Raw genomic sequence first — 24,830 nt, 5'->3', positions numbered from 1 at the left:
AGACGTTCTCAAACTCACGACACACCTCGACGAACAGGAGCGGATGCGCTCGGGCAGGAAGTCGGACGACCCTGTTCCAGGGTAGCCCGGGCGCCCTTCGCACCTCTAGACGAAAATTACTTCATCCTCCTCCACTCGGGCACATCGCCACGACAACCCGTTCTCGGCGGACGCCAAGGGAGCTCCGCTGACGAATGACGCGCATTGCGCGATGCAGCGCCGGGTGGAGTCGGTGCTTCCTTTCTGCTGCTGTGGCACGAGCGAGCGCCCGGCGTCGCAATCCGGTTCACGCTTGACATTTGCGCTCTGACTGGAGATCGCGAAATAGTTTGTGCTCAAAATAAATGCGAGCGCCGCGAGCAGGGCGTTGAGCGCCGCGGTCACGCCCTGCATCTCGGCCGATCCCGCGCTCCGGGAGGGTCGCGCGGTTCAGCCCGCTTTCGGACCCTCGGCCTTCCGGAAGAGGATCGCGGCGCCGAGCGCCGCCGCGGCGGGAACGAAGAGGTCGCCCGAGGCCGACGCCCTCAGCGGGAATCCGTTCTCCTCCAGGAGCTTTCGCGCGACGCCGACGTCGCGCACCGCGACCGCATACGCGACGAAGGCCGGGAGCGCGGGGGCGCGCTCGCCTGGCAGGATCGCCTCCAGATCGGCGTCGGCGACGAGGGTGACGCGGGAGCTATCGAGATCGAAGACGCGCGCCGGCCCCTCGGCGCGGGCCGGGCGGCCGAGGTACGTCTCGTAGCGGCGCTCGACGTCGGGCAGCGCCGCCCGGGCGACGCAGAGCACGGAGTCCACGAGGTCCACCGCGCCGTTCGGATGGTCCATGTGGAGCTGCGCCTCGAGCAGCTCCGCCGACGGGTTCTCCGCGATCGCGAGCCTCCCCTCGGGCACGCGGCCCGACCCGGCGTCCTCCGGAGCGTCGCTGTCGAGCTCGATGAAGCGGAGCGGCTCCATCCGAGGTCCCTTTGCGGTGTCCACCGGCCGTCGAACCGCGCTGACGCCCCCGTGGCGGATGCCTCCGGAGCTCAGCCTGCCGGCCACGGCGTCGGCGTCGGGGGTCTTGAAGACGAGGATGTGCAGGCCCTCGAAGCGCGCGAGGCACGAGGCGATCTTGGCGACGGTCCTGCGGATGGCCTCGGTGAGCCGCGGCAGGTGCTCGGGTGGCGCCTGGATGGGAACGAGCTTGGCATCGCTCGGGATCCGGTCGGGGTCGTCGTCCCGGACGCAGCTCACGACCTCGACGAAGTTGCGTGGGAAGTTGGCGTGGGTGTTCGCCGCGCCGAACGGCCGTGGAGGCTCGCCCTCCCTGGGCGACAGCATGGGATAGGCGGGCGGCGACAGGCGAAAGCCGAGCCGGCGGTACAGCTCGAGCCCTTCCTTCATGTCGGTCACGACGTGGCCGACGTGGTGCAGGTGATCGATGTCACGACCCATTCAGGTCACCTCCGCCTCCTGAGCTCAGGCTGTCGGGACCGCCGCAGGAGGCACCGGCGGTACGCCGCCGGAGCCTATCCGACGGCGCGGCGTGGATCGAGCCGCGATCGCCGAGCGCGATCCTGTGCCATGCGCGCGTCACGGAAGATCCGTAGTCCGGGCGCTGCGGTGCTGCTGTCCCCGGCCACGAGAGGATGGGAGTTGTTCCTGTTGTTTTCCAGGGGTAGCGGATCGTGCAAGGAATCTTCTGTCACATCGAGATCCGAGTTGGAGGGCGGCGAAGGTGACGCCGATCTCCGAATGTCAGCCCGAGACGAGCGTCGTGGTTCACGCTTGACTTCCGCAATCGGTATGCCTTTCCTTCGCCCTGGGCCACCTCCACTGGAAAGGCTGATGCAGATGACGCCTCCTTCGGAAAATCAGATTTCAAGTTGCTCACGCCGACCGCCCCCAAGGCGATCCCATTCGATGACGATCCTGAGGGTGCCGCTCCTGCTGGTCGGGCTCCTGGGCGTCGCGCTCACAAGCGCCTGCTCCTCGAGCGGCGCCAATGGGTCGAACGGGACGACCGGTGGTGGTGGGGCCGGCCTGGGCGGCGTTGGCGGCGACGATGGCGTCGGGGGCTCGGGCAGCGTCATCCCTGGAAGCGGAGGCGGCACGGGCACGGGCTCGGGCACGGGCACGGGCACGGGCACGGGAGGCTCGACCGGGACCACGGGTGGAGAGTCGGGCTCCGACGAGGTGTATCCCGTGCCGGACTCCCTGCCGGACGAGACCGGTGCAGACCTCTGGCTCAGGTACCCGCAAGTTCCGATTCCGGGGCGCCTCGGGGAGTATCAGGCGGCTTTCAAGCGCGTGGTCAAGTCGGGGAGCGGAGCGAGCCTTGACATCGCCGAGGCCGAGCTCGTCAAAGGCCTGAGCGGCCTGACCGGCGCGACGGTCGATACCGGCGCGGCCGTCGACGGTCCGGGCGCCGTGGTGATCGGGACGGCCACCGCCGACATCATCAAAGACCTGCCGCTCGCCGCGCGCCTCGCAGCCCTGGGCCCCGAGGGCTACCTCATCGAGACCGCCGACGTGGGAGGTCAATCGGTGATCGCCGTGGCCGGCAACACGGAGGTGGGCGTGCTCTATGGCACCTTCGCGCTGCTCCGGCACGCCCAGAGTCACAGCTCTCTCTCGAAGCTGTCGCTCTCCGGCTCTCCCAAGGTCGAGAACCGCATCCTGAACCACTGGGATAACCTCGATCGCACCGTCGAGCGCGGCTACGCGGGCCGCTCCATCTGGGACTGGAATGCGCTGCCGGGCACCCTCTCTCCCCGTTACAAGGACTATGCGAGGGCCAACGCCTCCATCGGCATCAATGGAACCGTGCTCACGAACGTGAACGCCAACGCACAGGTCCTGACGGCCTCGTACCTCACGAAGGTCAAGGCGCTCGCCGATGTCTTCCGTCCTTATGGCATCAAGGTCTACCTCACGGCCCGCTTCAGCGCCCCGATCGAGATCGGCAATCTGAACACGGCCGATCCGACCAACTCCGGCGTCAAGCAATGGTGGGTGAACAAGGTGGACGAGATCTACCGGCAGATCCCCGACTTCGGAGGCTTCCTGGTGAAGGCGAACTCCGAGGGGCAGCCGGGGCCGCAGGATTACGGGCGGAACCACGCCGACGGCGCCAACATGCTCGCCGACGCCCTCGCGCCTCACAAGGGCATCGTGATGTGGCGCGCCTTCGTCTACTCGGACGATAGCCCCCCGGACCGCATCAAGGAGGCGTACGAGGAGTTCAAGCCTCTGGACGGTAAGTTCAAGGGCAACGTCCTCGTGCAGGCCAAGAACGGCCCCCTCGATTTCCAGCCCCGAGAGCCGTTCCATCCGCTGTTTGGAGCCATGCCCAAGACGCCCTTGGTCCTCGAGCTCCAGATCACGAAGGAGTACCTCGGCGAAGATACGCACCTCGCCTATCTCGGGCCGATGTTCGAGGAGGTCCTCAAGGCGGACACCCACGCGGACGGCGCGGGCTCGACCGTGGCACGGGTCATCGACGGCACCCTCCATGACTATGCGACCACCGCGATCGCGGGCGTCGCCAACGTCGGTGACGACGCGAACTGGACCGGGTCCCACATGAACCAGGCGAACTGGTACGTGTTCGGACGGCTGGCATGGAATCCAGACCTCTCCTCGGAGGCCATCGCAGACGAGTGGGTCCGCCAGACCTTCTCGAGCGACCCCGTCGTTCGAGAGCCGGTCGTCGAGATGATGATGAAATCCCGCGATGCGCTCGCCGACTACATGACGCCTCTCGGCCTGGTCCACATCATGGGCAACGACCATCACTACGGGCCGGCCCCATGGTCGAACACCCTGAGTCGCGCCGAGTGGAACCCGGTCTACTATCACAAGGCGAACGAGAGCGGCATCGGCTTCGACAGGTCACCTTCGGGCAGCAACGCTGTCGCCCAGTACTTCGGGCCGGTGGGACAGCAGTTCGGGAGCCGGGAGACGGTGCCCGAGGATCTCCTGCTCTTCTTCCACCGCGTCGGCTGGAAGGACGAGCTGAGCTCGGGGAGGACGGTCTGGGAGGAGCTCGTCCACCAGTACAGCAGCGGCGTCGATGAGGTGGGGCTCATGCGAGAAGCATGGGAGTCGGTCAAGGGGCGTATCGACGAAAAGCGCTTCGGTAACGTGACCGAGTTCCTGGAGATCCAGCACTACGAGGCGCGCTGGTGGCGCGACGCGTGCCTCACCTACTTCGGCCAGGTGTCGAAGCTCCAGATCCCGAGCGGCTACGCCGCCCCGGCGAACTCGCTGAGCTTCTACCAGGGGCTCCGCTGCCCAGGCGACGTGAAGAAGCCCCGCTGCTCGCAGGTCTACACGGGGGAGCCGTCCCCGGCCATTCTCCCGTGAGCGTAGCCGGCCGGCTCGGCCTGGCCCGACCGGCTCGCACGAGCCCGCGAGCGCGCCGGGGAGGCGCGCCGCGGGCCGTTCAGGGGCCCAGGTCGCCGTTGAATGTGAAGCCGGTGCCCAGCGGGCCCATGAGGCGCTGGATCAGCGGCTGGTTGACGTGCGCGCGCAGCGCGCCGTTGTCCAGGCCGCGCCCCGTGCAGCCGGAGAACGCGACGTGGACCGTGCCCTTGCCGGCGGCGTCCTCCACGAGCAACACCGCATCTGCCGGGGGCGGTGCCGGCGGGTGCAGGCACTCCCTCGGGTCGACGTCGGGGTTCGGTCCGGGCGCCGCCGAGATCAGGCCGGCGGCCAGCGCGGCGGCCTCTGGCCCGGACAGGCGCGCGGAGGTCAGCAGCGCATCGCCTGTCGCGCCGTAGTAGCAGATGGAGATCGATGCCGGGTGGCGAGGAGCCATCGCCGAACGCGCGCCGGGGTGTGTTGCCTCGGGACGTGCCGTGGGAGGGCGCCTGTCAGGGCACCCGTTGTGATCGACGCTGACGAGCTGCGCGCTGTCGAGGATCCGGCGTGTGATCTCGGGATCGTGGCTCCGGACCGAGATCAGGATCCGCCTCGACGGGATCCGCAGCCATCCGAAATGGCGACCGTCCGCGCCCCGCCCCTCCGTGCGCTCGGCGCTCACGCCGCCGAGCGACGCGTCGCGGCGCGTGAATTCCGGGCCCTTCTCGACAGCTTCCGGTGAATCGGGGCCGATCTGCGCGACCTGCTTCGTCGGCTTCTCCGGCGTCAGGCACCCGCGCTGGGGTCCCTGCGCCCGGACGACCGTGGGCCTGTCGCTCATGTTGCAGCCGTAGTCGTTGACGGCCCAGTCGGCCGGGACCTCGATCTGCACGCCGAGGGAGCTCTCGAGCCGCCACCCCGCGGCGGCCCCCGGCCGCGGCGTCGCGGCGGGCGCGGCGCTGGCGACGGGCGCGGAGGTGGCGACGGGCGCGGAGGTGGCGACGGGCGCCGCGCTGGCGACCGGCCTGGCCTCGACAGGGCTCGTCCCTGACCGGTCCGGCGCGGCGCGCGAGCAGGCTGCGGTCCCCAGCCCGAGCGCGCCGGCTGCGAGCACACCCGTCAGGGCGCATGCAGCTGGGCGCCACCGCCGGACCGGACGACGCGCGCGCTGCCACCGTTGTGCATCGAGAGCGCCCCCACCGGCTCCGGTCCACACGCGCGCTGCCGTTTCGTCCTCTCGATCGGTCTCTGCCATCGCTGTCTCCCACCGGTTCGCGCGGCGGAGCGAAACCGCCGCGTCACGCACGGACGCACGCGTCGATGGATCGATCTACATCAAAAGCGGGGTCCGTGCCGCTCGCCCGGCAGCCTGGCCAGGTTGGACCGGGCTGGTCGGATCTGGAGAACGCTAGCTGGACGGAAGTCCTCACGCCCTGCGTGCCGCCTCGGTCCAGGGGATGAGGCCGGAGCTCGGTGGTACAGCGCGAAGGAAGACAGAAATCGCCGCGATCTGGGCTACAAAGAGGGGCTGAGCCTCGTCCAGCAGTAGCCGCACAATGTTGCCTGAGCGCGGATGGACGTTCCGCACGCCGGGCAGTCGCGCCCCGACGGCACAACCCCGGCGCTGGCTTCGATGTGCTGCTGTACCTGGTCATTGCACACGCGTGCTTCTCTCAGCCTCTCGGATATTTCCTTCATCGCCTCGGCATGCGGCCAGCTCCCATCGTTTGTCTGGATCGCCGCGTCGAGCCGCTCTTGTGCGACACTGAGTCGCTCGTTCGCGGCCAGGACCTTCTTCTCGATCGATGATTCCTTCATGATTCATTCACCTCGCGTGTAGCAGCCAGCACAGGCGATCGAGCAACGTACACCCGGTCCGCGTCGGACGATGAAGTTCAAAGCTGGGCGGGCAGGGACTCCCAGAGCTTCGCTGGTGCCAGCCCTCGCAACGAGCCGGGATCATTCCGCCCTCGCCGAGGCGGCCAGGGTGTCCGGTCACGTGCTCACGGCGGGCATGTCCGGACAGCTCGCCCAGCAAGACTCGGCCTCCTTGCATGTCCTGTCGTCCGTGCACTCCGTACACGCGGCGGCGCTCTCTTGATAGCTCGAGTCCGCGTCCGCCTTGTCCTCACACTCGCTGGTGCACGAAGACACGTCGACCTCCTCGATACATTCGGAGTATTTTGAACAGATGTTGGCGCAGTCGACGGTGCGCCCGGCCTCGCTGTCCCTCGCGCATCCAGGCGCGAGGAGAAAGACCGCAGAAGCGAGGACTCCAGATGCTATCAATGTCTTCAAGATTGCCTCACGTGGTTCAATAGAGGGTCGTTTCACAGGGGCGCCTCACCCGCGCAGGTCGCGCGTCATTCCGTGGGAGGAGGAGGCGGCGGATCCCCCGGCCTTGTCTGGCGAGGGATCGGCTTGCCCTCATCCATCGCCTTCTTCACGGCCCTGGCGTGCGCCTCTTCGGCCCTCCGCTGCTCGTCGCCCGCCACACCGTACTGCCCCTGATGGGCCGCTTCATCCGCATTGTGCTGATGGGTCACCGCGCGCCGCTGCTCCTCGGCCGAGGTCGCGGCGCAGCCAATCGCCGACGCGATCAGGACGCCGGCGATGCATGTCATGTTGATGATATTATTCATCATATCTCACTTTTTTTTGTTCGAAACGCTACCAGCGCGAGCTCAGCGACGGGATCCACAGTGACCGTTTTGAACGTTCACGGTTCGACCCGCGCCTCTTGGCGCCGCTCCTGAGCCCACCCGTTACCGATCGTGCACCGAACTCGGCCCACCCGCGCTGCTGCGGCGCGGACGATCGATCCTCATCATATATAGCAAGATGCGGCCCAACCCACGCCGGAAGCGGCGGCGCCCGCTCTCGATGGGTGAATTCAGCCGAATCGCCATCACGCTCCGAGAGCAACGCGGATCGGGCGAGGCGCGCGCTTCACGGCCATCGAGACACATTGTCCCATTGCGCAGGGCAGAACGGGGCTCGCCGGTGCCTGGCTCCACCGCGTCCACGAGGAAACGCGGCGACCACGCCACCTCGCCGGAAGTTGACAGAATGTCCCAGCGCATCGATTTGCCACGCTGGTAACGCCGTGTCACGACCGCACCGACGGAAGCACGTTCAACCGGCGCGCCCTGTGATCGAGCGCGCCCGGTTCTGAAGCGCGCCGATCCAGTTGCTACGCCCGCCTGCCCTGGAGCCGCGATGTGACCCGTCGGTGACACAGGGCGTCTTGACGCTCCACGATGTCAACGGTATACGCACAATACGCAGTAGTTTCACACGAGGAGAGGCGGGTGCAGCTATTGCGTGTCACAGCCCCCCGCCTCGTGCCCAGGGAGGAGGAGATCATGCGCATCGATTCATTCAGTGAGGACGTATCCGTGTGCCCACCGATCGACCCGAAATCGCTCTCTGATGCCGAACGCTATCGCCTCTTCGGCGAGGAGCTCGACGCGCTCAAGCAACGCGCCTTCGCGCGGCTGGGCGGTGACGACGTCGCCTACATTCGACGGATCGATCGTTTTGCGCGCAGGATGGAGCTCGCCGGGCGCGTGCTCATCCAGTTCAGTCTGGAGCCGGTCACGTTCTTCCTCGGCGTCGGAGCGCTCTGGGTCAACAAGCAGCTTCAGGCAACCGAGATCGGTCACAGCGCGCTCCACGGAGCGTGGGATACGCTTCCCGGCGCCGAAAAGTTCGCGTCCAAGACGTTTCGGTGGGACACGCCCGTCGACGAAGAGTCGTGGCGACGCGGCCACAACGTGCGCCATCACGGCAATACCAACGTCGCTGCCAGGGATCCGGACATCCACTTCGGCCCGGTGCGTCTCACCGAACAGACGCCGTATTCTCCATGGAACTGCTGGGCCGTCCCATTCACGGTGGCGTGGATTTTTCCGAATTTTCTTTTTGTTATCGGCTCGCACGTCGCCGGATTGAATGATGTATTTTTCGACAACGGCCGGCCTGAGAAGCTCGACTTTCTACCCGACCGATCGAAGGAGAGCGTGCGTGATGCATGGAGGCGGGCGCTTCGCAAGTACGTTCCGTATTACGTCAAGAACTATTTCTTCTTTCCCGCGCTCGCAGGACCGTTCTTCGGAAAAGTGCTATTCGGCAACTGGCTCGCCGAGACGATGCGCGACGTCTACTCGGCGGCCACGATCTTCTGCGGCCATGTCGGGGACGACGTGAAGAGCTGGCCGGCAGGAACACGCGCGCACGGGCGCGGCGAGTGGTACGCCATGCAGGTCGAAGCGACAAACGACTTCGAAGTGAGCCTGCCGGTGTCGATTCTATGCGGCGGCCTGGACCGACAGATCGAGCATCATCTTTTCCCGACGCTGCCCCCGTCGCGTCTGCGCGAGATCGCCCCCGAGGTGCGGACCCTCTGTGAGCGATATGGCGTCAATTACAAGACCGACACGTGGGGAAAGACGCTGTACAAGGTGTTCTCGCACATCGCGCGCCTCTCGCGCAAGGGAGGTGTTCGCGAGGTGGTGCACGCGATGACGTGAGCCAGGTACATCGAATCACGCCGCGCCTTGGACCCACCGTCTGACGGCCAGGCCGCCCCGCAGGCTGTGGGGCGAAGGCGCCCCCTCAGCGCGAGCGAGAGCGAGGCGCTGGACGTGCTCATCGAGGTTCACGAGCCAACGATCCGGGTGTGGAGGTCGTCGCCGGCGGCAGCCTCGGCAGATCGATGGAGAAGACGCATCCCTTGCCCGGCAGGTCACGCACGCCGAGCTTTCCGCCCATGGCCTCGACCCCCTTGCGGCAGATGGAGAGCCCGAGCCCGAGACCGGTTCGATTGGCGCTCCGCTGAGTGAAGGGGCGAAACAGCTCCTCGCTCTTGCCCGGCGGCAAGCCGCCGCACTGGTCCTGGACCTCGATCAGCACGCGCTCGGCGGTCGCGCTCGTTCGAAGCGATATGTGGCCGCTGGGGCGGCTGAACTTGAACGCGTTCTGGAGCAGATTGCCGAGCGCGGCCAGGAGGATCTGCGGATCGGCACGCACGTCGATGCCCTCCGTGACGGGGGGGGCGGTCAGCGAGAAGCCGCCGACGCCCGCTCCCAGGGCCGCCTCGACCACCGCCTGTCCGACGATCTCGGACACCGAGACGCGGCGGTGCTGCCCGAGTCCGGACTCGAGGCGCACGCCGGCAAGCGAGTTGTTGATGAGGTCGCGGAGCGCCCGCAGGCTGCGGCCGAGCATGGCGCCGGTGCTCCCGCCGATACCGACCGTCCCCGCCTGGAGCATGGTGAACGCGAGCATCGCGACGGCCAGCCGGTTGCGTAATTCGTGCGCGAGGATGCCGAGGCGCTCCGTCCCCTCGTAGGCGACCGACGCGTCGCGCTGGCGCTCGTACTCGGTGACCGCGCCGGCGATGGCGTCGTCGAGGCAGGCGTTGAATGTGTTGAACTCGTCGGCGGTGATCAGCGCATCCGTCTCGTCGGCCAGCTGCGTGACGACCTGGCAGACGTCCCCGTAGCCGTGGATGACCTGGCTCACGGTGAAGCCCATCGCGAGCAGCTCGCCGCCGTGCACGGCGGCGCTCTCCCCGATCACTCCGGTGTCGAGCGTGGCGAGGCGCAGCCGGTCAATGATCTGGTCCAGGAAGAGCGGCACACCGTTCTTCAGCTCGTCCTCGGTCGGCACCGGGGTCGTCCGCACGGCGACCTTCGACCGGGCGCGGGCGATGATCGTCTGGGTGTTCGCGGTAAGGAATTCATGCAGCATCGCGCCACTCTACAACAATACAATGCGGTCGGCGAACCACAACCGGACCGAAGAACCCAGCCCCGCAGCTCGCGCCGACGCCGTTTTCCCGACGACGTCCGGGGCGTTTCGGCACGCACGCACCGCGCGTGGGCGATCTCAGCAGAGCCAGCGGGTGCCGGCGAGCTGGAAGGCTCCGGCGGCGGCTCGAGGCGAGCAGCGGGCTCGACTATCGGCCCAAGCTGGCTCGCCCCTCCACCGCGGATGACGTGCGGGGGCCGCGCTGCGCTAGCGACTCCGGCCCATGTGTCAAGCCCGCCATCCAGGGCCGATCCCGCGCCGGCGGTATCCGTCGAGGTGGAACACGTTGCCCGGTCGATGCGGGACAATTTGCTACGCCGTCATCACGTTGTGCTCGCAGGTGTCCGCGCCGAGATCGTATCGTATCCATTGGATGGGTGTGCTCGCGGGTGCGCGTCAAGATAGTTACGCTGCGCCTGGAGCAACGTTGTTGCCGATGGCCGAGCGGCGCGATCCACCCCCGAGCTGCTCTCCTTGACCCTCCTTGCTGGGCCCATATAGTCAGCGAGACGGTTGGGCTGCACACACTGCGTGTCTGCCAGGCCGTCGAGCACACGACCGCAGCGGCGCGCGGGTTGTGGACGTGTGCGCCGTTCACGCATCATCCACCATCACGAACTCGGAGGTTTGAATGGATCACCTGATTCGGAAGATCGCCCAGGACCGTCTCTGGAACCAGTGGGTCGCGGCCAACTCGGCCGGTGAATCGACGGTCGAATCCGGCTGCATCTCGAGGAAGGAGGGCTGTATCTCGAAGAAGGCCGGCTGCATCTCGAAGAAGGCCGGCTGCATCTCGAAGAAGGCCGGCTGCATCTCGAAGAAGGCCGGCTGCATCAGCTGACAGGGCCACCCGGGTCGGCGGGCGAGGCGGAAGGTCATCGCTTCTGCCTCGCTCGCGACCCCCCCCCGGAACCGTGAGTGCAACGCTTCTCGATGGCCCGCCCGGCCGTCGTCCGGAGTCGACCGATGGACGCCCAACGACAGACGCTCGCAGAGATGATCGAAGAGGTCAGGGACATCCCCATCTACCGCACGTCGATCGAGGAGGGCTCCTTCCCGATCCTCGAGAAGCCGGAGATCGCCAGGGGCTTCCCGGACAACTGGATGACCCCGGGGCTGGCCAGAGCGCTTTCGGCCGGCGAGGCGGAGCTCGTGCTCTCGACCGGGACCCATCACGCGCGGATGCAGATCATCCGCCCGCCCTTCTTCCTGCTCAAGTCCTACTACCGGCTGTGGAGCGAGCACCCCGACGTGGCCGTCACCTGGCAGCAGGGCTGCCAGCGCGTCTCGATCACCACACTCCTGGCGACCGAGCACGTGGCGCGGGTCAACGCGAGGAGGCGCGGCGCCGAGGCGCCGGCGCTGCCGAGCCTCCCGGCGCCGCCGAGCCTTGAAGAGCGCCGGCTCGACGAGCGCACGCTCTACCTCAACCTGCGGCTCGACCCGGCGCTCTGGGATCGCAGCGACGTGGAGCGCATGCTCGATGAGATGACCGCCGTCCAGGCGGCGCATCCGCGAGGCGGGTACCACCTCGACTGCGACAGCTACCACCTCGCTCATCTGGTGCAAAAAGCCCTGTCGTGGGGCGCCTGGCAGCGCTTTCCGAGGCCGGCCAGCGTCATCCACGCTTACGAGTACACGCCGACGAACGTGCGGCGGTTCCTCCAGCGACACATCGACTGCCCGATCATCGACCTCTTCGGCAGCACCGAGCTGGGATACCTGTATTACAGCGATCGTCACGGGCGTTACTGGCCCTACCTCGACAGGATGCACCTGGAGCTGATCCCGGTCGAGGAAGGCAGCACGATTTACAGCCTCATCGTGTCGAGCGTCCGCAACCCCTGGATGCCGCTGATCCGCTATCGCTCGGGCGATTGCGCCGAGACGGTCGACGGCTCTCCCGACCCGCTCCGCATCCGCCGGTTCTGCGGGCGCGAGCGAGAGCTGCTGCGGCTCGAGCGTGGCGGCCTCCTCTCCCAGGCGCACCTCGACGACTGGATCGCCGCCGCCGCGCCGTCCGTCTTCGTCTACCAGCTCCACCCGAGGGGGCCGGAGCAGGCGCGGCTCTTGTACACAACCTTCGACGGCGCGCCCGTCGAGCCGGCCGCGGCGCGCGAGCTCCGACAGAGGATCCTGGAGGGCGCCGGGCTCGACTGCGCCCTCGATCACCGAGAGCACATCGCGATCGGCAAGTCGGGGAAATACGCCTGGCTGGTGCAGGAAGTCGAGACCACGGAACGAGGTGACCTGTGAAGATCGAACAACCCAGGATGACGACCGCCGCGCTGAAGGCGATGCTCGATGACGCGTTCTTCTCCGGGGTCGTGCGGCACTTCGCCCGGACCACCGGCGAGGAGCCCGCGTACGTCGAGCGTCAGATCATCGAATGCCTGAGATATCTATACCTGGTCTCGCGCTACCCGGAGCGGTTGGCCGGGCTGTTCCTGCCCGTGGAGCAGGCGATCGACGAGGTCTGGCACTACCTGATCTTGCAGACGCGGGAGTACCGCGAGCTGTGTGAAGAGCGCCTGCCGGGGCGCTTCTTCATCCATCACCGCAGCCTTCCTTACGAGGACTACCAGGAGACGCAGCCCGGCCGGGAGCAGGCGCTCGAGGAGGCGCTGCGCTGGCTGCCGCTCTACCGCGAGGAGTTCGGCCCCTTCGACGCGGGCGCGCTGCCCCACTGGACGATGGCGCGGTTCCTCAGCGAGCGTCTGGGCCTCTCCCTGGAGGCCATCGCGGCGCTCGAGGCGGAGGACCAGGCCGCGCGGCCCGGCGCGGAGCGCGTCCATTGATGCATCGGGCTCTCGCGGCGCTCGGGGCCGCGCCGGCCACGGCCGTCAACACGGGGGTCCTGCTGCTGTGTCAGGTCCTGGGGATTGCCGGCGTGGTCTCGATCCAGTTCGTCGGCAGCGTGGTGGGCGAGCGGCTCGCGATGGACATGCGGCTCGCGACCCTGCCGGTCGCCGTGCTGGTGCTGTCCTCGGCCCTGGGCACCTGGCCGGCGAGCCAGCTGATGCGGCGCTTCGGGCGCCGGCCCTGCTTCATCGCCGCGGCGCTGCTGTCCGCCGGCTGCCTCGCGCTCGCCGCGCGCGCGGTGGAGCGCTCGGATCTCGCGCTGTTCTGCGCGGCGGTCGTCGGTGTCGGCCTGCAAGGCGCCTTCGTGCAGCAGGTTCGATTCGCGATCCTCGAAGGGCAGCCGAGCAGCAGCGCGCCGCGCCTGCTGACCCTGATCCAGCTCGCCAGCGCGGCGGGCATCGTCCCCGGAATCTCGCTCTTCGGCCTGCTGGAGGGGCGGACGTCCAGCCCCATGCCGTGTGTCCTGCGGATCCTCGCGGCGCTCCAGGCGCTGGCGGCGCTCTCGCTCGTGGCGTACAGGCCGCAGGAGGCGCTCGTCGCCGGGGCCTCCGCCGCGCCCGACGCGCGCGCTCGTGCGCTGTACTGGCCGATGGTCGCCCTGGGCGCCGGCGCCTTCCTGGTGATGAGCCTGATCATGGTGCCGACGCCCTTGCAGATGTGCGGCGTCGAGCGGCGCTCGGTCCAGGAGGCGAGCTGGGTGATCCAGGTGCACCTGCTGAGCATGTACCTGCCGGCGCTCTCGGTCGGCGCCCTGCTCAGGTGGGCGTCGATCGCGGCGCTGCAGGGCCTCGGGCTCATGTTCCTGCTCGTGGGGTTCCTGCTCAGCTGGGTCCCGGGCTTCGAAGGGCACCTGGTCGGCCTGGCGCTGGTCGGGGTCGGGTGGTGCTATGTGTTCGTGACCGCGACGACCCTTGTCGCGCGCAGCCGCTCGGGCTCCGAACGTTTTCGCGCCCAGGGCGTCAACGACCTGTGCGTGTTCGCCGCCAGCGGCGCGGCGTCGCTGACGTCCGGAGCGCTCCTGTCGGCGCTGGGGTGGAGCGGCTTGCTGCACCTCGGCCTCTTGCTGGTCGTGGGCTTGATGGCGCTCGCCTGGAACGTCCACCGCGCCTGAAGCGGGGCGGCGCCGCGCATCGCGCATCATCGCAAGTGCCGCGCGGGGGCGTGAAGCGCCCGCGCGCAAATCCGTGCTCGAAGGGAGGTGAACATCATGTCTGAGGTGGAGTCGAATCGTTCAGGAGACGGCGCGGCGCCTGCGGCCCGCTTCGACGCGGTCGTCGTCGGCGCCGGGTTCGCGGGGCTGTACATGCTCTACCGCCTGCGTCAGCTCGGCCTCTCGGTGCGGGTTTACGAGGCGGGCAGCGGCGTGGGCGGCACGTGGTTCTGGAACCGCTACCCGGGCGCGCGCTGCGATATCCCCAGCATGGATTACTCCTATTCGTTCTCGCCCGAGCTCCAGCAGGAATGGCAGTGGACCGAGCGATACGCCACCCAGCCCGAGATCCTGCGCTATCTCGACCACGTCGCGGACAGGTTCGCGCTCCGCCGGGACATCCAGCTGAGGACGCGCGTGACCGCGGCTGCCTTCGACGAGGTCGCGGATCGGTGGGCGATCCGGACCGGCGACGGCGCGAGCGTGTCCGCCAGGTTCCTGATCATGGCGACGGGCTGCCTGTCCGTCGCGAAGACGCCCGATTTCAAGGGGATCGAGCGCTTCCAGGGCGAGCGGTACCACACAAGCCGCTGGCCGCAGGAGGGCGTCGACTTCACCGGCAAGCGCGTCGGCGTCCTCGGCACGGGCTCGACCGGCGTCCAGGTCATCCCCGTGATCGCCGAGCAGGCGGCCCGCCTCGTCGTGTTCCAGCGGACCCCGAGCTTCAGCGTGCCCGCGCGCAACGCGCCCCTCGACCCCGCCTACGCGTCGTCGATGAAGGCGAGCTATGCCGAGTACCGGCGCAAGGCCCGCGAGACCCGCGCCGGGATCGTCATGGAGGTCAACCCGAAGTCCGCGCTGGAGGTGTCGCCCGAGGAGCGGGAGCGCGCGTACGAGGCGCGATGGGCGCAGGGCGGCACCGCCTTTCTCGCCACGTTCTCGGACGTGATGCGCTCCCGGGAGGCCAACGAGACCGCCGCCGAGTTCGTCCGATCCCGGATCCGCGCGACGGTCCGCGACCCGGCCGTCGCCGAGGCGCTGTGCCCGAGGGAGTACCCGCTCGGCACCCGGCGTCTCTGCGTCGACACCCGCTATTACGAGACGTTCAATCGCGACAACGTCACCCTGGTCGACGTGAGGGCGTCGCCGATCGAGGAGATCACGCCCGCGGGGCTCCGGACGCGGAGCGGGGAGCACGCGCTGGACAGCCTCGTGTTCGCGACGGGCTTCGACGCCATGACGGGGGCGCTGACAAGCATCGATCTCCGGGGGAGGGGCGGCGCGTCGCTGAAGCGGAAGTGGGCCGGCGGCCCGCGCACGTACCTCGGCATCGCCGTCGCTGGATTCCCGAACCTGTTCACCCTCACCGGCCCCGGCAGCCCGTCTGTGTTCAGCAACGCGGTCGTCTCCATCGAGCAGCACGTCGAGTGGGTCGCGGACTGCATCGCGTACCTGCGGGAGCGCGGCTTCGAGCGCATCGAGGCCACCCCCGAGGCGGAGGACAGGTGGGTTGCGCACGTCAAGGAGGTGGCCGACGGCACGCTCTATCCCCTGGCCAACTCCTGGTACATCGGGGCCAACATCCCCGGCAAGCCGCGCGTCCTCATGCCGTATGCCGGCGGCGTGGGGGCCTACAGGAAGCGGTGCGAGGAGATCGCGGCCCAGCATTACGAGGGGTTCGCGCTGTCGAGGGCGGGGTGAAGGACAGCCGCGGGCGGGCTCCCTGCCCGGCTTCCCCACGATGCCCGCCGAGAGACCACGGGATTGACGCGGTCCGGGTCATGCCTCGGCGCTTCGCGTCGCCGCGCTCGAGGCCTGCGCGGGGCAGGCCTCCCGGGCTGCGCGGTCAGCGGAACTCGTCGACATTCATGTTGTACCGCCTGAGCCACCGGTGCACCTGCGCGCGATCTCTTCCGAGCTCGCGCGCCACCGCGGCGACGTTTCCCCGCTGCTGCACAAGGAGCTCTCGCAGCGCCTTCTCGTCCGGGGAGGTCCGCGGCGGCAGCGTCCCCTTCGGTGCGTACGCTCCCTCGACCGCCGAGAGCGCCGCCCCGTCCTCCGGGATCAGCGTGGTGCGGGCCTCGTCCGCGGGCGGAGGCGGAGGCGCCGAGCTCCGGGCTCCGTAGGTCCTCATCCGGTCCCGGATCTCGTCGCTGAGGTCCTGGAGATCGAGCTCGGGGCCGCGAGCCGTGGCGGCCCAGCGCTTGATGAGCGCCTCGAGCTCTCGCACGTTGTAGGGAAAGTCGTGGTGGAGCAGAGCCACCATGAAGGCCATGCTGGGGCGCACCTCGGGCCGGCCGTGGCGCCTCGCGAGCGCGACGCAGAGCGAGAACATGTCTTCCTTGCGCTCGCGCAGGGGGGGCAGGGTGATGCTGAATTCGTTCAGGCGAGCGAACAGGTCGGCGCGGAAGGCGCCGGCCTGCTGGAGCGCGTCGAGATCGCGGTGGGTGGCGGCGACGATCCGCACGTCGACCTGCTCGGGTTGGGCCGCGCCGAGCGGCGTGATCTCCTTCGACTGGATCACCCGGAGGAGCTTCGCCTGGGCCTCCACCGGCATATCCCCGATCTCGTCGAAAAGGAGCGTGCCCTGGTGTGCCGCGCGGAGGATGCCGACCCGATCGCGGTCGGCGCCCGAGAACGCGCCGCGCCGGTGTCCGAAGAGCTCCCCCTCGACGAGCGTGGCGGGGATGGCCGCGCAGTTGACGGCCTGGAGCGGCCCGCGCCTGCCGCTCCAGTCGTGGAGCTGCTCGGCGAAGATCTCCTTTCCCGTCCCGCTCTCGCCGAGGATCAGCACCGACAGCTCGCTGCGCGCGATCTCGCGCAGGCGCCCGGCGAGGCGCTGGCTCTGGTAGCCGCCGACGATCCGGCTCGTCGAGAAGCGCGGCCGGACCTTCTCCGGCGAGTCCGGATCGTCGAAATACGCGCCGTCGATGCGGTAGTGCGCGTAGGCCTCGGCGTCGCTCTCGACGAACTTGAAGATGGCGTCGCCGATCCGGATCTCGTCGAGGTGCGCGAGGACCGCCTCGGTCACGAACTCGCCGTTATGGATCGTGCCGTTGCGACCGCCGAGATCGGAGAGCTGCCAGACGCCCCCGCGCAGCTCGATGCGAGCGTGTTGACGCGACGCTGTGCGCGTCGGTATGTAGATGTCCGCGCTCGGATCGCGGCCGAGGACTGATCCTGACTCGGACAGGGGGTACGCCGGGCGAAACTGCTCGTAGCTGGGGGCATAGAGCAGCACGATCCCGGCCCCCGAGCTCGCGTACCGGACGGCCGGGACGTAAATTTGCATCGATGCTGTGGTGCTGAGGCTCTTCGTTGATGAGCTTCTGTCGCCGGACATTGAGTGGTCGACACTACCAAACCTCCGACGGCATCGGTAGGCCGATGCGTTGTGAGAAGCCCGCGGAGCACGATCCCGGCCGCGACGCCCGACGAGGGCGCCGCGTGGAGCCCCCGGCCGCCGCTGTAAGAGCGTTCGCGTGGACCGTGCCCGTATTCCGTATTCTGTATGCCGTTGCCGCCTGCCGCCTGCCGTCTCCCATCTGCCGTGGAGAGCGGGCGCTCCGTGAACAACGCAGCAAGCGTCTACGTAATCGCCCGGAAGAGGGAGGATGGGAGAGGCAAGAGGGTCTTGTTCGCGATTCTCAGATCCCCGTTGTCGCTGTCCACTCAGTGGCAGTCGACGGCGTCGTCGCAGGTCGCTACCTTCCCTGGCGAGCAGTACCCCGCATGCGGGGGTGGTGGGGTCATTTGAACATGAAGGCGGGAAGAAAATCATCAATGATCTTCCCGCCTTCCCGCCTTCATGGGAGATCTCTCTGGGCAAATGCCCCCACCCCCCATGCGGGCCGGGCAGCGACGACGACGGCGCTGAGCTCGCCGGCGCGTCCCTCGATGTGGGGCGACGAGCAAGCGAACGCCCACGGCCGCGCCGGCGTGTAGGGCATCCTGCGGTCGCCGCGCCCCGCGCGGGGCCAACGTTGGCCCCGAGGACGGCAACGTTGGCCCCTCTCCGCGCCGCCGCAGCACCCGCGCCGGCGCCCTCGACAGCCTATTGCAGGGCCCCGCGCTTTGGCCGCACCATGCGGGGTGTGGCCTGGGCAGAGTCACGGCGCGGCGCGGCGCGGCCCTGCCAGGCATCGCGGGGGGAAGGCATCTTGTTGATCCAGTCGACGAAGACGATCTCTTCGAGGAGCTCCGTGATCACGCCGTCCCTGGACGGCCCACCCCTCGACCTCCCCCTGCGCGACGGCTCGCCCCGGCGCGCCCTCCGCGCGCTCCTGCGTCCTCGCGCGCCCGGCCGCGCGCCCGACCTGGCCGAGCGCCTCGGCGCGGGATCATGAGCGCCTCGAGCCCCCCGCTGCCGGCCTCGATGTCCCCGTTCCTGGGGAGCTTCCGCGAGGTGCTCCGGGTCCTCGAGCGCACCCCCGGCTTCGTCCTGCTCCCCGTCGAGATCCCCGGCCCCGACGTGGGCCGCGCGCTCGGCGACTTCCTCACCCGCGAGGGACGCCGCGCGATGGTCATCGAGCCGCGCGACGACGAGGCCACCTGGAAGGACCTCGTCACCACCCTCTACAAGGCAGAGCCCGAGCCGAGGGGGGTCGTGATCCTCGTCGGCTCCGACCCCCCTCCGGCGGCCGTGCGCGAGGGCCTCCGGCTCCTCAACCAGCACCAGCGGCACGACACCCTGTCGAGCCGCCTCGGCTGCCCCCTGCTCTGGTGCGGCCCGCCGAGCTTCCTCGGCCTGTGCCGGGAAGAGGCGCCCGACTTCTGGGCCATCCGCACCCCCGAGATCCGCCTCCTCGACGAGCCCTCGCCGGGCGCCCACGAACCGGGCGCACTTGTGGAGATCGCTGCGCACCGCCCGGGCGCCGCCGCGAGCTCGCAGCGCACCCCGCCGCAGGGCGCGGCGGAGCCCCCGGCGGAGCTGCTCCTGCGCCAGGCCACCGTCGAGCGGCGCCGCGGCCACGTCGTCGCGGCGGCGGCGACCCTCGGCGCCCTGCTCGCGCGGCCAGGCGCCGCGCCCCAGGCGCGCCTCCGCGCCCAGCTCGAGATGGCCGGACTGCTCGAGGACGGCGGCGACCTCGCGCGCGCCGAGTCGAGCTACCGCGAGGCGCTCGCGCTGGCGCGCCAGGTCGTGGACCCCGAGCCCGAGGCCCGGGCGCTGATCGGCGCCTTCCGGATCGCCGCGCGCACAGGCCGCGCCGCCGAGGCCGAGGCGCCGCTCGCCGAGGCGCGCGCCATCGCCGAGCGGCTCGGCGACCGCGCCCTCGAGGCCTCCGCCGTGGCCGCCCAGGCGCTCGCGGCGATCGGCCGGCACGACGCCCAGAAAGGCCGGGAGCGCATCGCGGAGGCCAAGGCGCTCCACGCGGCGGACGCGCAGAAGGACGCGGCCTCGGGCGCAGGCCAGGGCGCCGAGCGCGACGCCGGGCCCGTCGACGTGCTCGTCGTCACGGCGCAGAAGGACGAGCTCGACGCGATCCTCGCCGAGGGCGCGGCGGGCGAAGGCGAGGCGGGCGACAGGGGGTGGCGCGAGCTCCGGGATCTCGGCGGCCTCCGCTACCACCGGCGCACGCTCGCGAGCGCGCGCGGAGGCCTCCTCGTCGTGGCCGCCGCGTGGATCGGCGAGGCGGGGCAGCGCACCGCGACCATCCGGGGGCAGCACCTCCTCGCCGAGCTCGACCCGGCCTGCCTCGCGATGTGCGGCGTCTGCGCCGGCGACCCCAGGAAGGTCTCGCCGGGCGACGTGATCGTCGCCGATCAGCTCTACAGCTTCGACCACGGCAAGCGGGCCGCGCAGCCGGGCGACGAGGCGGAGCTCTTCCACGACCTGCGCACCTTCAACCTCCAGGCCGCGTGGAAGATGGACGCCGCCTACCTCGCGCGCGAGCTCGACCTCTCGGCGCTCTCCCGCGCGCGCCCGCCCTCCAGGACGGCCGCGCTGCGGTGGCTCCTGCACGCGCTCCACGCGCACGAGGCCGAGGGCGGGCCGACCCCCGTGGCGCACCCGGACCGGCGACGCGCCTGCCCGGGGTGGACCGCGCGGCTCAAGGAGGCGCTCGAGGAAGGCCTCGTCTCGATGAAGGGCGGCGCCCTCGGCCTCACCGCGGCCGGGCGCGAGAAGGTGCTGGAGGAGCGGCTCCTCTACCCCGACGCCCTGCCGGCCGATCCTCCGCTCCGCGTGCAAGTAGGCGCGATCGCCAGCTTCTCGGCGGCCCTGCAGGACGCGGGCATCTGGGACCGGCTCCAGCGGGTCGTGCCGGGCACGCTCGGCCTGGAGGCCGGGGGCGCGGCCATCGGCGACCTCGCGGCGCGCTTCCAGAGGCGCTCGATCCTGATGCGCGCGGTGGGCGACCCCGGAGGGCGCGACGGCGACGACGGCCTGCGCGCGTTCGCCTGCCGCGCCTCGGCGGCCGCGCTGCTCGCGTTCCTGCAGCAGCACCTCGCGCCCGAGCCGAGGATCGAGCGCGCCTCGGCGCCGGATCTGCGCGAGCCGGCCGAGGACGGCGAGCGCCCTCACGGCGAGCGGGAGCGCGTGTTCGACGACCGGCGGGACAGCTTCCTCGACCGCGTCGAGCGCGTGGCGCTCCTGCGCGATCCCGGGGCGACCGTGACCAAGCACCGGGCGCCCCCGCCGTTCGCGGGCGTGCTCGAGGTGGCGGTGCCGGACGGCCGGCGCCTCGACGTCCGCGTGATCGGCGTGCTGGACCGGTCGATCACCGAGGAGCTCGTCACGCGGTACGTCACCGAGGTGGAGCACCGCTTCCGGCAGCAGGACCCGTACCTGCGCTCCACGCTGATCCACACCGACCCGCAGGCGCCACCCGATCTCGCCCGGAGCGCGGCGCGCCGCGGCGTCGTGCTGAAGAGCTTCTCCGAGGTCCAGGGGCTCATCGACTTCGGCCGGTACCTCGCGTGGCAGACCGAGCGCATCGAGGCCGACCCGTCGTACCCGCCGTGGCTCTACGTCGAGCAGCCGGCGGTGGTGAGCCTCGGCGATCGCGAGAAGAGCGCGACCGACAGCGCGCTCGGGGCGCTCTGGCGGCTGCTCGACGCGCCCCACCGGCGCTTCGCGCTGGTGCTCGGCGACTTCGGCGCCGGCAAGACGTTCCTCTTGCGCGAGCTCGCCCGGCGGATGGCGCGGGACAGGCACCCGCTCGTGCCGGTGCTCATCGAGCTCGGCCGCATCGAGAAGCAGCGCTCGCTCGACTCGCTCCTGGCGCAGCACTTCGCGCTCGCGAACGAGCCCGTCGATCTGCGGGCCTTCCGGTACATGCTGGCCGAGGGGAGGGTCGCGCTCCTCTTCGACGGCTTCGACGAGCTCGCCCTGCGGCTCACCTACGACCGCGCGCTCGAGCACTTCGACACCGTGGTCCAGGCGGCGGAGGGGATCGCCAAGGTCGTGGTGACCAGCCGGACGCAGCATTTTCTCACCGATCCGCCGATCAAGCGCGAGCTCGCCCGGCGGGCCGAGCAGCTGCAGGGCTACCGCCTCGTGCAGCTCCAGGGGTTCGGGGAGCCGCAGATCCGGCGGTTTCTGGGCAACCTGAGCCCGGAGCCCGCGGAGGCGGAGGCGCGCTACCGGCTGCTCCACGAGGTCAAGGACCTGCTCGGCCTGTCCGAGAACCCGCGCATGCTCGGGTTCATCGCGAAGATCGATCCGGACAAGCTGCGGCAGGCGAAGGCGCGGACGGGGAAGATCACGTCGGCGAAGCTGTACGAGGTGCTCGTCGAGCAGTGGCTCGATCACGAGCACGCGCGCGCGAACCCGCGGGGCGCGCCGCGCGGGATCCCGCGGGACGCGCTGCGGGCCGCGATGACCCGGCTGGCGCGGCTGCTCTGGGATCGGAACACGCCGGCGGTCGTGCTCGGCGAGCTGCCGGACAGCCTGATCAAGGGCGTGCAGCCGCCGGACGCGCCGCCGATCGAGCGGGGGATCGTCGAGCACCTGATCGGCTCGGGCTCGCTGCTCGTGCGGGACGCGGAGGGGTCGTTCTCGTTCGTGCACCGGTCGGCGCTGGAGTGGCTCGTGGCCGAGGCGGCGGCGCGCGAGGTGAAGGAGACGGGCGACAGCGCCGCGCTCGGCGCCGACGAGATGAGCGAGCTCATGGTCGATTTCTTCGTGTCGCTCGCGGGGCGCGGGGTGGCGGCGTCGTGGGCGCAGCGGATCCTGCACGGGGCGGCCGAGGGGAACGCCAAGGACAACGCCCTGCGCGTCGCGCGCTTCCTGGCCAAGGACGACGAGGCGAGGGACGACGCGGGCGGGGTCGTCCGCGACGAGCTCGACGTGGTGGCCGGCGTCAACCTGGCGGGGCAGGACCTGAGCGGGTGCAACCTCGCCTGCGCCGACCTGCGGAAGGCCGATCTGACGCAGGCGAACCTCTGGAGCGCCACGCTTGTCGAGGCTCGGCTCGCCGGCGCGTCGCTGGGCGCGGCGCAGCTCGCGCGGGCGGATCTCACCGGCGCCGACCTCGCGGGCGCGGATCTGCGGGGCGCGGATCTCTCGTTCGCGCGGCTTGTCGGCGCGGATCTGACGCGCGCCGATCTCACGGACGCGCAGCTGCGCGGCGCGAAGCTGGTCGGCGCGCGGGGGGTGTCGCTCGGGTCGCTCTCGGCGGACGGCGCGGCGCCGCCCCGGCCGCGGGCGGCCGATCCGATGTGGGTCCCGGTCTCGCCGTGCAACGCGGTGGCGTGGAGCCGGCTGGGCGATCTCCTGGCGGCGAGCCACGAGGACGGCTCGGTCCGGCTCTGGGATGCGGTCACCGGGCAGGCGATCCGGGCGATGCACGGGCACCTCGGCGCGGCGATGAGCGTGGCGTTCAGCCCGGACGGGCTGCTGCTCGCGTCGGGCTCGTCGGACAACACGGTGCGCGTGTGGGAGGTGACGACCGGCCGCGCGCTGCGCACGTTCGAGGGGCACACGCACGGGGTGCGCAGCGTCGCGTGGAGCCCGGACGGGCTGCTGCTCGCGTCGGGGTCGTCGGACAAGACGGTGCGCCTGTGGGAGGCCGGGACCGGCCGCCTGGTGCGCGCGTTCAAGGGCCACACGCTCGGGGTGCGCAGCGTGGCGTTCAGCCCGGATGGCCAGACGCTCGCGTCGGGCTCGTCGGACAAGACGGTGCGCCTGTGGCGGGTCCGGAGCGGCCATGCGCTGCGCAGCTTCGAGGGGCACACCGACTGGGTCCTCGCCGTGGCGTGGAGCCCGGACGGTCAGGCGCTCGCGTCGGGGTCGTCGGACCGGACGGCGCGCCTGTGGGATGCGGGGGGTGGCCGCGCGCTGCGCACGTTCGTGGGCCACACCGACTGGGTCTTCGGGGTCTCCTGGAGCTCCGACGGTCTCACGCTGGCGTCGGGGTCGCTGGACAGGACGGTGCGTCTCTGGGAGGTCGCGAGCGGCCGGGCGCTGCGCGCGTTCGAGGGGCACACGCACGGGGTGTGCAGCGTGGCGTTCAGCCCGAGCGGCCAGACGCTGGCGTCGGGGTCGCGCGACAAGACGGTGCGTCTCTGGGAGGTCGCGCGGGGTCACGCGCTGCGCAGCTTCGAGGGCCATACCGACTGGGTGCTCGGGGTGGCGTGCAGCCCGGATGGTCAGGCGCTGGCGTCGGGCTCGGACGACAAGACGGTGCGTCTCTGGGAGATCAAGAGCGGCCGCGCGATTCGCACGTTCAAGGGGCACACGCACGGGATCCGCAGCGTCGCGTTCAGCCCGGATGGTCAGGCGCTGGCGTCGGGCTCGGACGACAAGACGGTGCGTCTCTGGGAGGTCGCCCGGGGCCGGCTCCTGCGCTCGTTCGAGGGCCACGCGCAGGCGATCCGCGGCGTTTCGTTCAGCCCGGAGGGGGAGACGCTGGCGTCGGTATCGGACGACAGGACGGTGCGTCTCTGGGAGGTGGGTAGCGGCCGAGCGATTCGCACGCTCGAGGGCCACACGCACCGGGTGTGCAGCGTGGCGTGGAGCCCGGTCGGGCTGACGCTGGCGACGGGCTCGGACGACAGGACGGTGCGTCTTTGGGAGGTCGCGAGCGGCCGGGCGCTGCGCGCGTTCGAGGGGCACACCGACGGGATCCGCGGCGTTTCATTCAGCCCCGATGGGGTCCTGCTCGTGTCTGGGTCGGACGATCGGACGGTGCGACTCTGGGAGGTCGGGAGCGGTCGTGCCTTGTTCTCCTTCGAGGGGCACACCCGCGGGGTGCGGGGGGTGGCGTTCAACCCGGCCAGCCAGATGCTCGCGTCGGGGTCGTCGGACAAGACGGTGCGCCTGTGGGATGTGAAGCGGGGTCGTGTCCTCCGCACCCTGGAGGGTCACAAGGCATCGGTCCAGGGGATCGCCTTCAGCCCCGACGGCCTCCTCCTCGCCTCCGCGTCTGCCGACGGCACCCTGCGTCTATGGGACGTGGCGACGGGCGGCTGTCTCGCGATCTTGCTGCCCTGTCCCGAGGGCTGGGCCGCCTTCAGCCCGGATGGCCGTTACAAGCTCGGCGGCGACATCGCCGGCTCGTTCTGGCACGTGATCGGCCTCTGCCGCTTCGAGCCCGGCGAGCTGGATCCGTACTTGCCGAGCCCCCTGCGCATCCCGGGCGAGGAGCCGCTCGTGGCGCGCCCGCGCGCGGCGGCGCTGCCCGCGAACGGTGCGGGCCGGTAGGCAGGGCCGCTGCGG

17 protein-coding genes are annotated in these 24,830 nt (G+C 70.1%); 9 read left to right on the top strand and 8 right to left on the bottom strand.

Translation table 11 applies throughout. The features are described from left to right. Positions 1 to 105: 105 nt before the first annotated feature. Positions 106 to 393, bottom strand: coding sequence for a hypothetical protein (locus WMF36_RS26300; RefSeq protein WP_437573507.1), 288 nt, complete (start codon positions 391 to 393; stop codon positions 106 to 108). A gap of 36 nt (positions 394 to 429) precedes the next feature. After that, positions 430 to 1,434, bottom strand: a complete 1,005-nt coding sequence (locus tag WMF36_RS26295; RefSeq protein ID WP_437573506.1) for a VOC family protein — start codon at positions 1,432 to 1,434, stop codon at positions 430 to 432. Positions 1,435 to 1,902: 468 nt separating this feature from the next. On the opposite strand from WMF36_RS26295, the gene WMF36_RS26290 reads away from it, so the two are divergent. Further along, positions 1,903 to 4,347, top strand: coding sequence for an alpha-glucuronidase family glycosyl hydrolase (locus tag WMF36_RS26290; RefSeq protein ID WP_437573505.1), 2,445 nt, complete (start codon positions 1,903 to 1,905; stop codon positions 4,345 to 4,347). A 79-nt stretch (positions 4,348 to 4,426) separates the two neighbouring features. Here the strand turns inward: WMF36_RS26290 and WMF36_RS26285 are convergent, their stop codons facing one another. The 4 genes from WMF36_RS26285 to WMF36_RS26270 form a co-directional block, all read right to left on the bottom strand. Further along, positions 4,427 to 5,458 (bottom strand): hypothetical protein, encoded by a 1,032-nt coding sequence (locus WMF36_RS26285; protein ID WP_437573504.1) that lies wholly within the window; start codon positions 5,456 to 5,458, stop codon positions 4,427 to 4,429. A 401-nt stretch (positions 5,459 to 5,859) separates the two neighbouring features. Next, on the bottom strand, positions 5,860 to 6,162 hold the full coding sequence (locus WMF36_RS26280) for a hypothetical protein (protein WP_437573503.1): 303 nt from the start codon (positions 6,160 to 6,162) through the stop codon (positions 5,860 to 5,862). Between the two features lie 177 nt (positions 6,163 to 6,339). Continuing rightward, on the bottom strand, positions 6,340 to 6,498 hold the full coding sequence (locus WMF36_RS26275) for a hypothetical protein (protein ID WP_437311936.1): 159 nt from the start codon (positions 6,496 to 6,498) through the stop codon (positions 6,340 to 6,342). 209 nt (positions 6,499 to 6,707) lie between these two features. Then, a complete protein-coding gene (locus tag WMF36_RS26270) occupies positions 6,708 to 6,989 on the bottom strand; it encodes a hypothetical protein (protein WP_437573502.1) in 282 nt (93 codons plus the stop codon). A 720-nt stretch (positions 6,990 to 7,709) separates the two neighbouring features. Here WMF36_RS26270 and WMF36_RS26265 point away from each other — a divergent pair. Then, positions 7,710 to 8,876, top strand: coding sequence for a fatty acid desaturase family protein (locus WMF36_RS26265; RefSeq protein ID WP_437573501.1), 1,167 nt, complete (start codon positions 7,710 to 7,712; stop codon positions 8,874 to 8,876). A gap of 118 nt (positions 8,877 to 8,994) precedes the next feature. Here WMF36_RS26265 and WMF36_RS26260 read toward each other — a convergent pair whose 3' ends face one another. Then, the gene (locus WMF36_RS26260) at positions 8,995 to 10,098 is read right to left on the bottom strand and encodes a sensor histidine kinase (protein ID WP_437573500.1); all 1,104 of its coding nucleotides are present in this window, start codon (positions 10,096 to 10,098) and stop codon (positions 8,995 to 8,997) included. Between the two features lie 691 nt (positions 10,099 to 10,789). Here WMF36_RS26260 and WMF36_RS26255 point away from each other — a divergent pair. From WMF36_RS26255 to WMF36_RS26235, 5 genes are all read left to right on the top strand, one after another. After that, positions 10,790 to 10,999 (top strand): hypothetical protein, encoded by a 210-nt coding sequence (locus tag WMF36_RS26255; RefSeq protein ID WP_437573499.1) that lies wholly within the window; start codon positions 10,790 to 10,792, stop codon positions 10,997 to 10,999. A gap of 125 nt (positions 11,000 to 11,124) precedes the next feature. After that, entirely contained in the window at positions 11,125 to 12,414 is a 1,290-nt protein-coding gene (locus WMF36_RS26250) for a hypothetical protein (RefSeq protein ID WP_437573498.1), read from the top strand. 17 nt (positions 12,415 to 12,431) lie between these two features. Further along, positions 12,432 to 12,956 (top strand): glycine-rich domain-containing protein, encoded by a 525-nt coding sequence (locus WMF36_RS26245; RefSeq protein WP_437581960.1) that lies wholly within the window; start codon positions 12,432 to 12,434, stop codon positions 12,954 to 12,956. After that, complete coding sequence (locus WMF36_RS26240; RefSeq protein WP_437573497.1) at positions 12,956 to 14,131, top strand: MFS transporter; 1,176 nt, start codon at positions 12,956 to 12,958, stop codon at positions 14,129 to 14,131. Before WMF36_RS26245 ends, WMF36_RS26240 begins: the two co-directional genes overlap by 1 nt. Positions 14,132 to 14,227: 96 nt before the next feature. Continuing rightward, positions 14,228 to 15,871, top strand: a complete 1,644-nt coding sequence (locus tag WMF36_RS26235; RefSeq protein WP_437573496.1) for a flavin-containing monooxygenase — start codon at positions 14,228 to 14,230, stop codon at positions 15,869 to 15,871. A 145-nt stretch (positions 15,872 to 16,016) separates the two neighbouring features. On the opposite strand, the gene WMF36_RS26230 is transcribed toward WMF36_RS26235, so the two are convergent. Continuing rightward, a complete protein-coding gene (locus WMF36_RS26230) occupies positions 16,017 to 17,462 on the bottom strand; it encodes a sigma 54-interacting transcriptional regulator (RefSeq protein WP_437573495.1) in 1,446 nt (481 codons plus the stop codon). A gap of 910 nt (positions 17,463 to 18,372) precedes the next feature. Here WMF36_RS26230 and WMF36_RS26225 point away from each other — a divergent pair. Next, entirely contained in the window at positions 18,373 to 18,516 is a 144-nt protein-coding gene (locus WMF36_RS26225; protein WP_437573494.1) for a hypothetical protein, read from the top strand. Beyond that, positions 18,513 to 24,815, top strand: coding sequence for a pentapeptide repeat-containing protein (locus WMF36_RS26220; protein ID WP_437573493.1), 6,303 nt, complete (start codon positions 18,513 to 18,515; stop codon positions 24,813 to 24,815). Before WMF36_RS26225 ends, WMF36_RS26220 begins: the two co-directional genes overlap by 4 nt. Positions 24,816 to 24,830: the final 15 nt, after the last annotated feature.

The sequence above is a fragment of the Sorangium sp. So ce887 genome, from assembly GCF_051521455.1.
In the GTDB taxonomy this organism is placed as follows: domain Bacteria; phylum Myxococcota_A; class Polyangia; order Polyangiales; family Polyangiaceae; genus Sorangium.
This window is presented reverse-complemented; position numbering and strand designations above follow the sequence as displayed.

Excerpts from the sequence above, each read along its gene's own strand:
- WMF36_RS26300 (WP_437573507.1), bottom strand. The coding sequence starts at position 393 with ATGCAGGGCGTGACCGCGGCGCTCAACGCCCTGCTCGCGGCGCTCGCA.
- WMF36_RS26295 (WP_437573506.1), bottom strand. The coding sequence starts at position 1,434 with ATGGGTCGTGACATCGATCACCTGCACCACGTCGGCCACGTCGTGACC.
- WMF36_RS26290 (WP_437573505.1), top strand. The coding sequence starts at position 1,903 with ATGACGATCCTGAGGGTGCCGCTCCTGCTGGTCGGGCTCCTGGGCGTC.
- WMF36_RS26280 (WP_437573503.1), bottom strand. The coding sequence starts at position 6,162 with ATGAAGGAATCATCGATCGAGAAGAAGGTCCTGGCCGCGAACGAGCGA.
- WMF36_RS26270 (WP_437573502.1), bottom strand. The coding sequence starts at position 6,989 with ATGATGAATAATATCATCAACATGACATGCATCGCCGGCGTCCTGATC.
- WMF36_RS26265 (WP_437573501.1), top strand. The coding sequence starts at position 7,710 with ATGCGCATCGATTCATTCAGTGAGGACGTATCCGTGTGCCCACCGATC.
- WMF36_RS26260 (WP_437573500.1), bottom strand. The coding sequence starts at position 10,098 with ATGCTGCATGAATTCCTTACCGCGAACACCCAGACGATCATCGCCCGC.
- WMF36_RS26255 (WP_437573499.1), top strand. The coding sequence starts at position 10,790 with ATGGATCACCTGATTCGGAAGATCGCCCAGGACCGTCTCTGGAACCAG.
- WMF36_RS26250 (WP_437573498.1), top strand. The coding sequence starts at position 11,125 with ATGGACGCCCAACGACAGACGCTCGCAGAGATGATCGAAGAGGTCAGG.
- WMF36_RS26245 (WP_437581960.1), top strand. The coding sequence starts at position 12,432 with ATGACGACCGCCGCGCTGAAGGCGATGCTCGATGACGCGTTCTTCTCC.
- WMF36_RS26240 (WP_437573497.1), top strand. The coding sequence starts at position 12,956 with ATGCATCGGGCTCTCGCGGCGCTCGGGGCCGCGCCGGCCACGGCCGTC.
- WMF36_RS26235 (WP_437573496.1), top strand. The coding sequence starts at position 14,228 with ATGTCTGAGGTGGAGTCGAATCGTTCAGGAGACGGCGCGGCGCCTGCG.
- WMF36_RS26230 (WP_437573495.1), bottom strand. The coding sequence starts at position 17,462 with ATGCAAATTTACGTCCCGGCCGTCCGGTACGCGAGCTCGGGGGCCGGG.
- WMF36_RS26220 (WP_437573493.1), top strand. The coding sequence starts at position 18,513 with ATGAGCGCCTCGAGCCCCCCGCTGCCGGCCTCGATGTCCCCGTTCCTG.